The sequence below is a fragment of the Virgibacillus flavescens genome (genome assembly GCF_050574275.1).
GTDB classification, from domain to species: domain Bacteria; phylum Bacillota; class Bacilli; order Bacillales; family Amphibacillaceae; genus Virgibacillus_F; species Virgibacillus_F flavescens.
In genome coordinates this window covers 2740693-2753374 of record NZ_CP192260.1, presented here as the reverse complement: position 1 = coordinate 2753374, position 12682 = coordinate 2740693, and the positions used below count along the sequence as shown (strand labels likewise).

Here is a 12682-nt window from a genome sequence, read left to right as displayed (position 1 = left end):
TCTTAATTAAAATTGAGGAAATCGCCCTTCAGTACTAAAAGACAGGAGAAATTTAAATGGATGAGCAAGTAAATTTTCTTCAAGAGAACCAAAACGAATGGATTAAGCAAATAGCAGCAGTTGTTACAGATTGTATATTCTTAATGAAGGTTGTAATAAAAGAAAATAAATATTATTTTGTTTATGATTTTATAAACAAACCAGCAATGAAGCTAGCAAGGTTAACAAAACGTGATATCGGGAGAAATATAATAGAAAGTAATTCAATTGGTCATGCACGTTTTATCAGGGAGCGCTATACTAGCGTAATGGAAACAAAAAGTAAAGTCATATATAAGGACAATGTAATATTGCCTAATGGGCAGTATGAAGCACGTACACAATTAATTCCTATTTACAATTCCTGTAATAAAATTACATATATTCTTGGAGTTACCGTAAATTTAAACCAGCTATCAGACAAATCAGATGATGTGAAATACTTGAACAGATTATTCTCCACTTACATGGACACGACAGATAATGGTGTGGCTTTAATAGATTTTTCTGGAAAATTCTTATTGACCAACGAATCATTTATCACATTATTCAAATATACAAAGGCTGAACTTATGAACATTAATTTTTCGGAGTTTCAACCACACTTAAAGAATAAAAGTAATTACTTTCATCTTCTGAAAAAAGGTGAAAAAATACATAATTTATCCCTTGATTTATATGACAAAGTAAATAAAGTCTTACATACAACAATAAGTTTTACACCTATTCCAAATGAGCAGGAAGAATTTGTTGCATTTGCAGCAATCATTCATAATATTACGGAGGAGGTTGAAACGAAACGTCAACTTACAGTAACTCAAGAACGGTATCAATTGATCGCTGAGCATACACTGGATATGGTTAATATAATAGATGAATTCGGAGTTGTTAAATATGCATCACCTTCACACCTGCATACAATTGGATATCATCCATCCAATATAATAGGGAAGCCAGTACTCGATTTCATCCATGAAAATGATAAAAAGAGTTTAGAGAAAAATATATTTCAGACCATTAAAGCAAAAAAACCACTGTTAACAGAATTCAGGCTAATGAAAAAATCAGGCGACTTAATGTGGGTAGAGTCTCATATTAAACCAGTAGCAAATGCGGATGGAAGCATATATCAAATTGTTACTTCATCAAGAGATATTACAAACCGAGTGAATGCGGAAGAAAAATTACAGCAAATTGCTCGGACGGATTACCTAACTGGTTTACCAAATAAGAGAGAATTTATAAATAATCTTACTAGGGAAAAAAGGTTAATTGATACAAATAAAGCAAAATTTATGGCTGTTTTTTATGTGGATGGGGATGGCTTTAAGAAAATAAATGATGTATACGGCCATAATGTAGGTGATAAGTTTTTGATTAAAATTGGGCAACGATTAAAATCGATTTTATCTAAAGATCATTTCATCGCCAGAATTGGTGGAGATGAATTCGCCATATTATTAAAGAATATAAGTGGGGAAGAGGAAGCGTTCGATTATGCGAAACGTATAGTTGAGGAAATGAAGATGCCAGTTCAAATAGACGAATATACATTTACGAACACCTTAAGTATTGGAATAAGTATGTATCCTTCAGATGACAGGGATATAGATGGAATCATGGTTAAGGCGGATAAAGCATTATATCAGGCTAAAAAGAATGGAAAAAACATGTATTTTCGTTATTCATAATAAACAACCGAGCCATTTTTTTAATGACTCGGTTGATTTAGATAGTTTATTTAGTGATTTTAAGGATTTTTAACTGGTCATTCTCATAGCCGACTGTAAATTTGTAGTCAGTTGTCTTTTTAGTCACCTTTTCTTCATTAGGTTGTTTAATTGAAAAATCGACTTGTACAGTTGTTTCAATTAAATTTTTCTTGCCTATCGAAGAAGTAAAGGTATTATATTCGAGATTAATAATATGTATATATTGTTCTCGAAAATCAGAATAAGATATGTCACCCTGCATCTCACTACCAAGAATCGTATAGGCACTAATATAATCACGTATTAATATACTATCAAGAAAATATTTAATAAGGTATTCTGCATCATCTTTGTATGTTTCATCATCTTTATTGTCCAAGATCTCAGTCGAAGTTGAAAACTCAAGATTATTTGTTTGTGTTTCATTTGACCACTTTTCAATTTTTTTGAGTACGCTTACGAGCGGGATACTGAATCCAATTGTTCCATCTTTTGTTCCGACGGAATTTATTCCGATAACTTTACCCGTTTCTCTATCAATAAGCGGACCGCCACTGTTGCCATGTGTAATTTGAGCCGAAATTTGATAGACATTTTCATAATCATATCCATCTACAGAAAAATTTCTTTCAGTACCGGAGATGATGCCAAGGGTAACAGTATTTTGAAATCCGTGAGGACTCCCAAGTGCGATTACCTCGTTCCCTATATCAGCATTTAATCCTTTTTCAATTGGAATAGGGGATTGATTTGCCAGTTGGGGTACACGAACAACTGCCACATCTGTTTCTTCACTGATTCCAATAATGGCTGCTGGGTAAACGCGAGCATTTGAAGTTCGCACATAAATAACATCTGCATCTTTTACTACGTGAGCATTTGTAATGATATCTCCTTTTTTGTTATATAGGAAACCTGATCCAGTTATAGTTGAATCCTCATTTTGACCTTCAATTTGAATTACGCTTTTTTCTGCCTTGTGTATAATTGATTTGAGATTCAAGGTTTGAGGTGAACTGCTGATTTTATTAATTCCTGAACTTTGGATGGTTAATTCATCTGCGGCCCATTGATTATATACTGCAAAAATACTAATTCCACCAATAATAATGATGATAATTGTTATAGTGTTGGGGAGAATACGAATTTTTTTCAAAAAAATGTCACCTCATTTACTTCTCTGTATACCACTTGATCTTTGTAACTTTTACATCTAATTCTTCTGCTTTATTAATTATATCAAAGTGGGTAAATTCAAATTCACCCGTTTCATTCGGATAAAGTGTATCAGGGTATACATAAACTTGATTCGATTTAAACTCTTTGCCTTTTTTGGTCAGTAAATTGTATTCGACAAGTATTGTATTAATTGGGATTGTAGCAATACTTTTCACTTTACCTTTTACAATTAATTTATCCTGTTCATTGTTTAATAATTTCACGTTTACTAGCTTGACCGCGTCATTTTTATTTTGTTTTCGTTCCTGTGCGGCGGTGTTAAGAGCAGATTCAATTCGTCGCTGCTGTGCAGTTTCAAAAGCAACTTTCTCATTATCTATCGCGGTTTGCAGACTTTTGAGTTTATCTGATTCCGGTGCATAGATTTGTCCTTCACTCACTAATGCTTGAGCATCTGAGAAGTGGCGCCTATTTAATGCCTCGCTTGCCTTAGAGTAGGTATAATCAATTATTTGATTTCGAATAGTTTCCGTTATTTTTTCCGCTTCACTGTTTTTGATTGATTCAGCCTCCCATAAATAACCTTTTAACTCATCTGTTGTAGGCTCTTTAGCAAGCTGACTTTTTAATTGATCAATTTTAATTGTACTCCGTGTTAAAACAATCTCATTTACTAGTTTTTTAACTACTGAACCATCGTAATTTTTAAGTTCCGTTTCGGTGTCAGCAAGTTCACTGAGTGCCTCTTTATATTCCTGTTTAGCAAGTTTTTTGGCAGCATGATCTAGTTTGGATTGTACGCTAATCGCGATATCCATAAAATGAACTGCAGTAGATGCTTGTGGGAAATTTCCTTTCTGTTCCAGTGCTTCATTAAAAAGCTCTCTTGCTTTTTCGTAATCTCCCTTTTGTGCCGTCATTTCCCCGTTCGAATATAGTTCTTTTGCTTGAGCTGCCTGATTTTCTAAAAATAAATAGAAGCCACTTACGGATACTCCAAGTAATAAAACAATAATTAAAGGAAGAAACCAGACTTTTTTAGTTTGTTTAGAGACAGCTAACCGATTATACATATCTTCAGGCAGATGTTTTCCGCACTTTATACAATAGGATTCATTATCATTTACTTTTGTGCCGCAATAAGGACAGTGAAACAAAACTGTCACCTCTTTCATCTTATGTGTAGGTATGGGTACTTTAATAGGTTAGTAAGCTGAAAGTACGAAAGAAAAATAGTCCTGTCCAGTTTATTAGTATGATTAACTGCTACATAACAGTCGACTTCGCTTTTCTTCTTCATTTTAACATATTTTGCTTTATTTAGGGTTTAGAAATTGGTATGATAGTATAAAGGCATTAGTTGTCTGATTTAGTACATAATATAATGTGATCTAACGTCATAAATAATTTATTTAAAAGGAGGTGCACAACTCAAATGGAAACTGCATTAATCGTAATTTGTTTCGGACTACTCGCATTAAATATAGGATATTGTGTATTCGATAATGAAAAGTAAATAATAGAGGGCCAGACCATATTTCCCGTCTGACCCTGTTTACTTAATTTATTTTTTCCCATTCATCAAATGGATACACCACTAGCTCCGATTTACCAATGATATCATCCTCACTTATAAATCCTAATCCATTACGACTATCCTTACTAATAGCACGGTTATCACCCATAACAAAATATTTATCATCCGGCACTTCAATCGGACCGAAGTTACCTGTGTTGTTAAGTGCTTCGTTACTTATAAACGATTCTCCATATTTTTCACCATTAATATAAAGCTGGTGTTCTCTAAACTTGACAGTTTCACCGGGTAATCCGATAACACGTTTCACATAGTTCTTAAGTGGCCGTTGAATGATCACTACATCACCACGTTCAGGTTCATCTAAGAAATAAACTAATTTATTGAAAATAACTCGTTCCCCATTTTCTAGAGTGGGTACCATGCTTTCGCCTTCAACAATTGAAGTGGCAAATACAAAGGTTCGCAGTAAAAATGCTAACAAAATGGCAATAAAAATTGCTTTTCCCCACTCCAGCCATTCATTTTTTTCTTTATCTTTCGCCAAGTTTGACATCCTTTCCTTACTTGAACTCCATGGGATGACTCCAATTATGAATTTAATCTCTTGATTTTTTTTAGAGCACTTACCATAGCAGTTTGATATGTATCGTCAGTATCCAAATGTAATCCCATTTCATAAGACGTTTTTGATGGCTTAGTCCAGTTAACTGTACCGACAGCATCAAAAGAAGTAGCATCGATTTCAAAGGAAAGCTTTATTTGTGTACCACTTTCAAGCTTGATTTTATCAATACTGTAAACTTTCGCACCATTTTTACTAACGTCTAGTATGGAAACTTTTACTAATGTTACTGTTCCATTGCTTGAATAATACAGCTTACCTACTAAAGGTTCAGTAAAGGTGAAGCGGAATGGTTCATTTCTTTTAAAGTACATACTAAACACCCACCTTATCCGATATTATAAAGGTATCATTTTAAGGCATAAGATTATAGTCATTTGCTCTAATCGTTACAAAAACTTTACATTAGCGAACTACATAACTTGGCAAATATAAACCCACATGCTAAGGTTATATCAGCTATAAAGAAAGAGGAGGTAGCCATTAATTAGATGGATAAAATAAACAACGTGTTGGATCGAATTGAATTTTTGCGAAAAGAAATGACTAAGGTTGCCTTCGAAAAAGGGTTCACCAGCAAAGAATCTATAGTCATTAGCCAGGAATTAGATAAACTATTGAATCTATATGATCATGTTCAGCGAATGAAAAACTGAAGTAAATGATTATCCTTTCGTATAGTATAACAAACTTTAAGTTTGGGATATATCCCGTAGTCTTTCTAAGTGGGATAATCCCTGCCATCCTCTTTTACCCTCAACCAATTTTCACTTACTTTTATGAACTTACCCTTTTTATTCTAAGTTGATAAATCTAAACGAAATATAAAAAAGATTAATTCTTCACAAAATGTTCAAATAATTTTGATTTATTTTACGAGATTAGGGTATACTATAATATATAAACTATAAGGAGTGGATCGTATGCGTCCAAAAACTCGAAACTTTGAAGAATTAGTAGACCAATATAGAGAAGAACTGTTAACGGATGAGAAGAAAATGTCACAAATTGAAACTCGTTTAGAAAATAAACAGACGAAGAAAGAAGAAAAAAAGCCAAGAAGATTTTCCCTGTATGATTAATGCTATACCAAAAAAGTATAGGTGAGAAATGGAGTGATAAGAATTCTTATCACTCCATTTTTGTTTGGGCACGTAAGAAAGTATAATTTCTTTCTTACTGCATAAGTGTAACTAAGGATTTTGGCGACTAGCCAAGTTTTTCTAAGAATTGTCTGAGTTCTTAATAGAAATTACTGCACAAATGATGCTAAACAATCCGAGAATCTGTAACTTGGTAAAAACCTCTTGAAAAACAAGGATTCCAATAAGTGTGGCCACCACTGGTTCAATGGTTGTTAATATAGAAGCTTTCGATGCCTCAGTTTGGTTTAGACCAGTTGTATAAACTATGTATGCAAGTGCAGTTGGCAGTAGACCAAGTCCAATTACATAAAACAGTACAGGTGGATCAGTTACCAAATAAAATTTTTCTTCGTACGGAAAAAAAGGCAATAAGACAATACTAGCTACAATAAAAGTAAAAGTAGTAATACTCAGGCTGGAATATTTGTTTAATGCATATTTGCTAAATATACTGTAGCATGCATACCCAAGTCCAGATCCTAATCCGAATAGAATGCTTCCCAAACTAATTGCAGACTTACTAAATGGAATTAATTTAACAATTAGACAAATACCAATGAAAGTAATTACGAGTGAAATTAGTTTTCTTCTAGTGGGTTTTTCATTGAATAAAAAAATGGAAAAAATAGTAACAAAAGCAGGGGCTGTATATAATAATGCAGTCGCAAAGGGTATAGTTGACAATTCTATTGCTGTAAATAAGCAATAGTTAAAAAAAATAATGCTGAAAATTCCTGTTCCGATGAAGTACTTCACATCGGAAAAGGATCTTAGTTTTAGACTTTTAGGAGATGTAAGTAATACATAGGCAACTAATAGGAATGCTGTTGTTACAACACGCAACGTTACCACTTCCATAGGAGTAAATCCGAAGTAATATAAGTTCTTAACGTACCAACCGATTGTTCCCCAAAGTACTGCCCCAAGCAAAATATAAAAAAAAGCTCTATTCATGGTTATATACCACCTTAATAAATCTCGTTTTCAGCTAAATGAAGTATATCAGATTATGATGCGTACAATGCTTGTAAGTTTATTACTTACTTTTGCTGGTGATACTAACATTATTAATATAAAGTGGGTGGGTGTTGCGGGATGAATTTTATAGTTTCATTAACTTCTGTAACTGAAGTGCCATACGGATTATTAAGTTTAATTGGACTTGGAATATTAATTTGTTACCTATCAGTCAAACCGTTAATAAAGTGGATAATCAATTTAAAACAGGAAAGAGTGTTGCGCTATGTATTGTGCAGTTTAATAATACTTCACTGTACTATTTTTATAGGGTATGTCTATTTCCAAATTGATTATGTATATCTGATAAAAGTCACATCATTATGTATAGCGTTATTTGGTGGTGTTTTAGTTATGCTTAGACTTCTTCATTATGTATACCAATTGATATTCACAAAAAGCGCATAAAGAAACCCGTCATTTTATAGATGATGGGTTTCTTCTAAATAATGATTATTAGCGTTCTTCTTTTTCTGCAACTCCGGCTTCTTCTTGTACCTTTTCTAACCAATTAAAAACCAATTTGTAATGTTCTTCCGGGTTAGGCTGGTTGTTTGGAGCGTGGTCCAACACCATCTTTTTTTGCTTTTCAGGCAGTTTTTCAAATTTATCTTTTAGAACGTGCGTTTGATCTGCATACCGTTGAAGTTCGTATACGAAATCCTGTAATTCTATCATAATTATGCCTCCCTTACATTACTTTACCTTTTCAATGAAGGAGTAAAACATAAAAAACCGCAATTAGATATTTGCGGTTTTTAAATTATGTTTCAAACTTTCGATAAGGTTTTGTAGGTGGCCATTCCATTTTCCCAAGAGATGAAGGGGTGTAGTAGGAAGAAGTATATTTCCTGTTTTTTGATTTTTTTTCTGGTTTTGGCGTATAATTTATGTAACGATAAATTACCTTCTTTGCTTGAGTTAAGGACATTTTGGTTTGAGGGTTACGATATGATTGATCTAATGTTCCAAGGTGTTCAAGCTGATTGAAGTCATTTTTTTCTGGAGGTATATGGAAATAATAGTTATCAACTTTAACTAGTAAGGTAGAGTGCTGATTACTGAATTTAGGATGGTCAGAAAAGTGAAGACCTATTTTATCTGCTTTTTTTTCGGATAGCAGCTTTTTGATGGCTTCTTTTTTTATGAAATAGAGATGTTTCGGTTCAGGTGCAGTTTTAGCATGTCGATTTATAGTATACAATGCTCTTGCTAGTTCAGCTACGGTTGCAGCTTTTATATCGTTCATCTTTATTTCCTCCTTTCCGTAAATAGCGTTTGTTCATTCTATATTATCGTAAAGCTTGTCCTTTTACAATAAGTGAAGGTAAAGAAAAGAAGCTGGGACTTTATTTCCAACTTCTAAATGTATTAGGACATCTCTTTTATATCCTTCACGATTTTCTCCATATTCTCCGCCTGTGTACCAGTGTACCTATTAATAGCATTTCCTTCTGGAGAAATAAGCATAAAGCTTGTACCATGCATGAACTGATCAGAATCTGCTACCTTTTCAATAGGCAGGTGGAATGATTTAATGGAAAGTTCTTTAATGGTTTTGAATTCATACCCAGTCAAAAAGTGCCAATTTTCAAAGGATGCGCCATGAGCTTTACCAAATTCTTTAAGGTCCGCTTTTGTGTCATTATCAGGATCAACGCTAAACGAAACTAATTTTACGTCCTCAAGTCCAGCTTCTTTTAGATTTTCCTGTAGCCTAGCCATATTAGCGGTCATAGGGGGACAGACTGTTTCACAATTTGTGAAAATGAAGTCAGCAACCCAGAAGTTCCCTTCTAAATCACTATTGCTTATTCTCTTTCCATCCTGATTTGTAAAAGAAAAGTCATTTACTTTATAAGAGAAATCCCCTTCATACTTATCACCGCAGGCAGCAAGCATGATAACCACCATTAATAGTGGGAGCATTAATTGAATCTTTTTGTACATGATGTCCGTCCTCCATAATAACAAAATCGTTTTTAGCGTAGCACTATTTTAAACAAAAAACTATGGATAAAGTGTTACATAAAAACAAATTAAGTTTGTTGTAGCGTATACACATATATCTCGGGCTTACAAAGAAAGCGATATGGCAATCTAGTTGTTCCTATTCCCTTTGTTACGAATAAAGTCAGATTTCCAATTTGATGCTTTCCTTGCACATATTTTTCGGCATACATAGGTGTATAAAGGTGCCCTATAATAGGTAACCTCACCTGACCTCCGTGACTGTGTCCGGATAATTGAACGTCAACGGAATATTCAACTGCACGATCAGCGAAATCAGGTTCATGGGCAAGCAACATGGTGAATAATGATGAGTCAGTTTGTTTCAAAGCTTTTTCCAAGTTAGGATCTCCAAGCATTACGTCGTCGATGCCAGCTAATACAAAGGATTCTTGCTCTATGTTAATTGTAACGTGCTGATTTTGAAGTAGTTTAAATCCAGATTGGTCCATAACGTTTTTCACAATATTAGTGCCATAGCCCCCATGGTCATGATTCCCATATATCCAGTATTTAGCGTATTTCGCTTTTAAAGATCCTAAAATGCGGGTTAACGGTGTATTCCAATTATAATCATTAGGTGCATCAACAAGATCGCCTGTAAACACAATTATATCAGGATTTTGTTCGTTGATGGTTTTCACTAATTTTTCAAGTTGTTCTATCGAGTAATGAAAACCTATGTGTGTATCTGAGAATTGAACGATTTTAAAGCCATTAAATTGAGATGTAATTTTGTCGGATGCAATAAACTCCTGGTGAATATCTAATAAATACGGTTCAACTTCACGTGCATAGTAATAGGTTCCACCACTAATACCAAAAAAAGCTAAGAGACTACCAATTGATTTTTTTAAAAATGATCTTCTATTCATGTGGTCAAACCTTTCATAAGTGGATAGTAGCATTATACCATGGAATATTTAATTCCACATACTGTATTAAACGATGTCAATACATTGTAACAGGAAATATTTATCATAATTATCTGTTTACTTTTTAAGATTAATAGAATATGCTTAGTATATAAAATGAATAGTCATTCATTGGGGTTGAAAGGTGAGGATTAAATGGAAAATCAAACAGTTATTGTGACGGGAAGTTCCAGTGGAATGGGTAAATATATGGCAGAAAAGTTTATTAAGGAAGGTGCTAATGTTGTTATAACAGGGAGAAATTTAGATAGGCTTGAAGAAACAAAAATTGAACTGATGCGCCATGAAACAGGGAGAGTATTAATTGTACAAATGGACGTTCGTAAGCCTGAAGATGTAACGCGAATGGTTAAGGAAACAATTGAATCATTTGGTACGATCGATCATTTAGTAAATAATGCTGCTGGTAATTTTATTTGTAAAGCTGAAGATTTATCTCATAATGGTTGGAATTCAGTCATCGACATTGTATTGAATGGAACTTTTTATTGTAGTCAAGAAGTGGGTAAATACTGGATCGCAAATAAAAAGAAAGGATCTATCTTAAATATGGTGGCAACGTATGCGTGGAATGCAGGTGCAGGGATTATCCACTCATCAGCTGCTAAGGCAGGTGTACTGAATATGACACGTACATTAGCTGTTGAATGGGGCACACAGTATGGAATTCGAGTAAACGCTATTGCACCTGGACCAATTGAGCGAACCGGTGGCGCTGACAAATTATTCGAGTCGGAAAAAGCAGCGAAGCGAACAATAGACTCCGTCCCGTTGAGAAGATTGGGTACGCCGGAAGAAATTGCTGAGCTTGCTTACTTTCTGGTTTCCGACAAAGCGGCATACATAAACGGTGAAGTGGTAACCATGGATGGAGGGCAATGGCTAAACAAGTTTCCTTTTTAATAGTAAAGGTGGAGGCGCTGCAGACCAGTCGCCTCCGCTTTTCTTGTCTAGCTGCTGCTCCTAGGGACTAGCAAATAGTTAGATCTGATGCATGGTACGTAAAGTTCAACGTACCTGCACAGACCTATCTATTTGTACGCAACTGACCAATCGCCTCCGCTTTTCTTGTCTAGCTGCTGCTCCTAGGGACGTACAGATAGTTGGTTCTGTTGAACGTACGGAAAGTTCACCGTACTTTTCACAGTCCCATCTATCTGTACGTCCCTGACCAGTCGCCTCCGCTTTTCTTGTCCCTATATTACATAATAGAATATGGTTAGGAAATGAAAAGTGGATCCTGCTAATACAAATAAGTGCCATACTGCGTGATGATAGGGAAATCCGCGCCAAACATAAAAAATTGCTCCAACTGTATAGAAGACTCCTCCTATAATTAACAGTAGTACGCCGCTTTCATTTAATGATTGAATTAAAGGATCCCATGCAAATACAATAATCCAACCCATAAGGATATACATAAGCGTTGAGATAACCACGAATTTTTCAACAAAGAAAATCTTAAAAATAACTCCAATTATTGCCATTCCCCAAATAATTCCAAATAAAATCCACCCGAGTTTACCTCCTATAACACTGAGTAACAGTGGAGTATAGGTACCTGCAATAAAGAGGTAAATAGATGAATGATCAAAGATCTGAAAGATGTCTTTCCATTTTCCATCTAGAAGAATATGCATAACTGTGGAGCTTATATACATAAAAAGCATGGTTATCCCGAACACAATAACGGTAATCAAGTTCCACGCGTTGTCAGCTACTGAAGCGTAACTAATTAATAGCACGAGTGCGACAATGCTTAATAATGCACCGATTCCGTGAGTGATTGCATGAACAATTTCTTCCTCTCTTGTAAAAGTGTGCATTTTCATTATATAAACACTCCGTTCCTTTAAAAGTGCAGTTAGTACAGGTTATGAAGAAGATTTTCAGTAGATTAAGTTTACCAAATAAAGGGTATAAAACAAATTAATAAATGTTCTTCATTTCCAACTATGATAAAATAGGAATGTAAATATTTACTCTTTTTATGAGGATAGATTGTACCAGTAAAAGGGAGCGTTTTGTATGAGTACATTGAAAGATAAAAAATTAACTGAAATTTTGGTTGATGATTTAATGATTGCATCCGAGAAAGTTGCACACGTACAGTTAAATAATCCATTAGAGCATGCGCTACTAGTCTTAGTTAAGTCGGGCTATTCCGCAGTTCCTGTACTCGACTCATCGTTTAAATTTGTGGGCACAATTGGTAAAACTGCTATTCTGAACCAGATTCTCGGACTTGAGCGATTTGAATTTGAAAAGCTCTCGTCAATGCGTGTAGAAGAAGTAATGAATAAGGATATTCCTTGCGTGAAAAAAGATGACACATTTTTACAGGCATTAAAGGCAGTAATAGATTACCCTTTTGCATGTGTGAGAGATGAAGAGGGCTATTTTGACGGTATACTTACCAGAAGAGCAATCTTAAAGCAGGTCAATCGCGATCTATATTCAAAAAACAACTTTAAATGATCATA

At 34.4% G+C, this 12682-nt stretch carries 16 protein-coding genes; 6 read left to right on the top strand and 10 right to left on the bottom strand.

Features of this window, described 5'->3' with window-relative positions; translation table 11 throughout:
* Positions 1 to 56 precede the first annotated feature (56 nt).
* Positions 57 to 1730: a diguanylate cyclase domain-containing protein gene (locus tag VBD025_RS13380; protein WP_430786278.1), complete on the top strand. Its 1674-nt coding sequence runs from the start codon at positions 57 to 59 to the stop codon at positions 1728 to 1730.
* Between the two features lie 46 nt (positions 1731 to 1776).
* Here VBD025_RS13380 and VBD025_RS13375 read toward each other — a convergent pair whose 3' ends face one another.
* From VBD025_RS13375 to VBD025_RS13360, 4 genes are all read right to left on the bottom strand, one after another.
* Positions 1777 to 2907, bottom strand: a complete 1131-nt coding sequence (locus VBD025_RS13375) for a S1C family serine protease (protein WP_430786276.1) — start codon at positions 2905 to 2907, stop codon at positions 1777 to 1779.
* Between the two features lie 16 nt (positions 2908 to 2923).
* Entirely contained in the window at positions 2924 to 4096 is a 1173-nt protein-coding gene (locus VBD025_RS13370; protein ID WP_430791414.1) for a zinc-ribbon domain-containing protein, read from the bottom strand.
* Between the two features lie 393 nt (positions 4097 to 4489).
* On the bottom strand, positions 4490 to 5023 hold the full coding sequence (gene lepB / locus VBD025_RS13365) for a signal peptidase I (protein WP_430786274.1): 534 nt from the start codon (positions 5021 to 5023) through the stop codon (positions 4490 to 4492).
* 35 nt (positions 5024 to 5058) lie between these two features.
* Positions 5059 to 5406 (bottom strand): PilZ domain-containing protein, encoded by a 348-nt coding sequence (locus VBD025_RS13360; protein WP_430786272.1) that lies wholly within the window; start codon positions 5404 to 5406, stop codon positions 5059 to 5061.
* 177 nt (positions 5407 to 5583) lie between these two features.
* On the opposite strand from VBD025_RS13360, the gene VBD025_RS13355 reads away from it, so the two are divergent.
* Both VBD025_RS13355 and VBD025_RS13350 read left to right on the top strand, forming a co-directional pair.
* Entirely contained in the window at positions 5584 to 5748 is a 165-nt protein-coding gene (locus VBD025_RS13355; RefSeq protein ID WP_430786270.1) for a Spo0E family sporulation regulatory protein-aspartic acid phosphatase, read from the top strand.
* Between the two features lie 267 nt (positions 5749 to 6015).
* On the top strand, positions 6016 to 6174 hold the full coding sequence (locus VBD025_RS13350; RefSeq protein WP_430786268.1) for an FbpB family small basic protein: 159 nt from the start codon (positions 6016 to 6018) through the stop codon (positions 6172 to 6174).
* A gap of 141 nt (positions 6175 to 6315) precedes the next feature.
* On the opposite strand, the gene VBD025_RS13345 is transcribed toward VBD025_RS13350, so the two are convergent.
* Entirely contained in the window at positions 6316 to 7191 is an 876-nt protein-coding gene (locus VBD025_RS13345; protein ID WP_430786266.1) for a DMT family transporter, read from the bottom strand.
* 141 nt (positions 7192 to 7332) lie between these two features.
* On the opposite strand from VBD025_RS13345, the gene VBD025_RS13340 reads away from it, so the two are divergent.
* Positions 7333 to 7662, top strand: a complete 330-nt coding sequence (locus VBD025_RS13340; protein WP_430786264.1) for a hypothetical protein — start codon at positions 7333 to 7335, stop codon at positions 7660 to 7662.
* 48 nt (positions 7663 to 7710) lie between these two features.
* Here the strand turns inward: VBD025_RS13340 and VBD025_RS13335 are convergent, their stop codons facing one another.
* From VBD025_RS13335 to VBD025_RS13320, 4 genes are all read right to left on the bottom strand, one after another.
* A complete protein-coding gene (locus VBD025_RS13335) occupies positions 7711 to 7932 on the bottom strand; it encodes a hypothetical protein (protein ID WP_430786262.1) in 222 nt (73 codons plus the stop codon).
* Between the two features lie 85 nt (positions 7933 to 8017).
* The gene (locus tag VBD025_RS13330; RefSeq protein WP_430786260.1) at positions 8018 to 8503 is read right to left on the bottom strand and encodes a YkyB family protein; all 486 of its coding nucleotides are present in this window, start codon (positions 8501 to 8503) and stop codon (positions 8018 to 8020) included.
* Positions 8504 to 8625: 122 nt separating this feature from the next.
* Positions 8626 to 9204, bottom strand: coding sequence for an SCO family protein (locus tag VBD025_RS13325; RefSeq protein ID WP_430786258.1), 579 nt, complete (start codon positions 9202 to 9204; stop codon positions 8626 to 8628).
* 89 nt (positions 9205 to 9293) lie between these two features.
* Entirely contained in the window at positions 9294 to 10139 is an 846-nt protein-coding gene (locus VBD025_RS13320; RefSeq protein WP_430786256.1) for a metallophosphoesterase, read from the bottom strand.
* Between the two features lie 195 nt (positions 10140 to 10334).
* Between VBD025_RS13320 and fadH the strand changes: the two genes are divergently transcribed.
* A complete protein-coding gene (fadH, locus tag VBD025_RS13315) occupies positions 10335 to 11102 on the top strand; it encodes a 2,4-dienoyl-CoA reductase (RefSeq protein ID WP_430786254.1) in 768 nt (255 codons plus the stop codon).
* Positions 11103 to 11395: 293 nt separating this feature from the next.
* Here fadH and trhA read toward each other — a convergent pair whose 3' ends face one another.
* Positions 11396 to 12031 (bottom strand): PAQR family membrane homeostasis protein TrhA, encoded by a 636-nt coding sequence (gene trhA, locus VBD025_RS13310; RefSeq protein WP_430786252.1) that lies wholly within the window; start codon positions 12029 to 12031, stop codon positions 11396 to 11398.
* Between the two features lie 196 nt (positions 12032 to 12227).
* On the opposite strand from trhA, the gene cbpB reads away from it, so the two are divergent.
* Positions 12228 to 12677: a cyclic-di-AMP-binding protein CbpB gene (gene cbpB, locus VBD025_RS13305; protein WP_430786250.1), complete on the top strand. Its 450-nt coding sequence runs from the start codon at positions 12228 to 12230 to the stop codon at positions 12675 to 12677.
* The last annotated feature ends 5 nt before the right edge of the window (positions 12678 to 12682 follow it).

Coding starts and splice junctions, on each gene's coding strand:
- VBD025_RS13380 (WP_430786278.1), top strand. CDS start 57: ATGGATGAGCAAGTAAATTTTCTTCAAGAGAACCAAAACGAATGGATT.
- VBD025_RS13320 (WP_430786256.1), bottom strand. CDS start 10,139: ATGAATAGAAGATCATTTTTAAAAAAATCAATTGGTAGTCTCTTAGCT.
- VBD025_RS13335 (WP_430786262.1), bottom strand. CDS start 7,932: ATGATAGAATTACAGGATTTCGTATACGAACTTCAACGGTATGCAGAT.
- cbpB (WP_430786250.1), top strand. CDS start 12,228: ATGAGTACATTGAAAGATAAAAAATTAACTGAAATTTTGGTTGATGAT.
- VBD025_RS13340 (WP_430786264.1), top strand. CDS start 7,333: ATGAATTTTATAGTTTCATTAACTTCTGTAACTGAAGTGCCATACGGA.
- VBD025_RS13360 (WP_430786272.1), bottom strand. CDS start 5,406: ATGTACTTTAAAAGAAATGAACCATTCCGCTTCACCTTTACTGAACCT.
- trhA (WP_430786252.1), bottom strand. CDS start 12,031: ATGAAAATGCACACTTTTACAAGAGAGGAAGAAATTGTTCATGCAATC.
- VBD025_RS13355 (WP_430786270.1), top strand. CDS start 5,584: ATGGATAAAATAAACAACGTGTTGGATCGAATTGAATTTTTGCGAAAA.
- lepB (WP_430786274.1), bottom strand. CDS start 5,023: ATGTCAAACTTGGCGAAAGATAAAGAAAAAAATGAATGGCTGGAGTGG.
- fadH (WP_430786254.1), top strand. CDS start 10,335: ATGGAAAATCAAACAGTTATTGTGACGGGAAGTTCCAGTGGAATGGGT.
- VBD025_RS13345 (WP_430786266.1), bottom strand. CDS start 7,191: ATGAATAGAGCTTTTTTTTATATTTTGCTTGGGGCAGTACTTTGGGGA.
- VBD025_RS13330 (WP_430786260.1), bottom strand. CDS start 8,503: ATGAACGATATAAAAGCTGCAACCGTAGCTGAACTAGCAAGAGCATTG.
- VBD025_RS13325 (WP_430786258.1), bottom strand. CDS start 9,204: ATGTACAAAAAGATTCAATTAATGCTCCCACTATTAATGGTGGTTATC.
- VBD025_RS13350 (WP_430786268.1), top strand. CDS start 6,016: ATGCGTCCAAAAACTCGAAACTTTGAAGAATTAGTAGACCAATATAGA.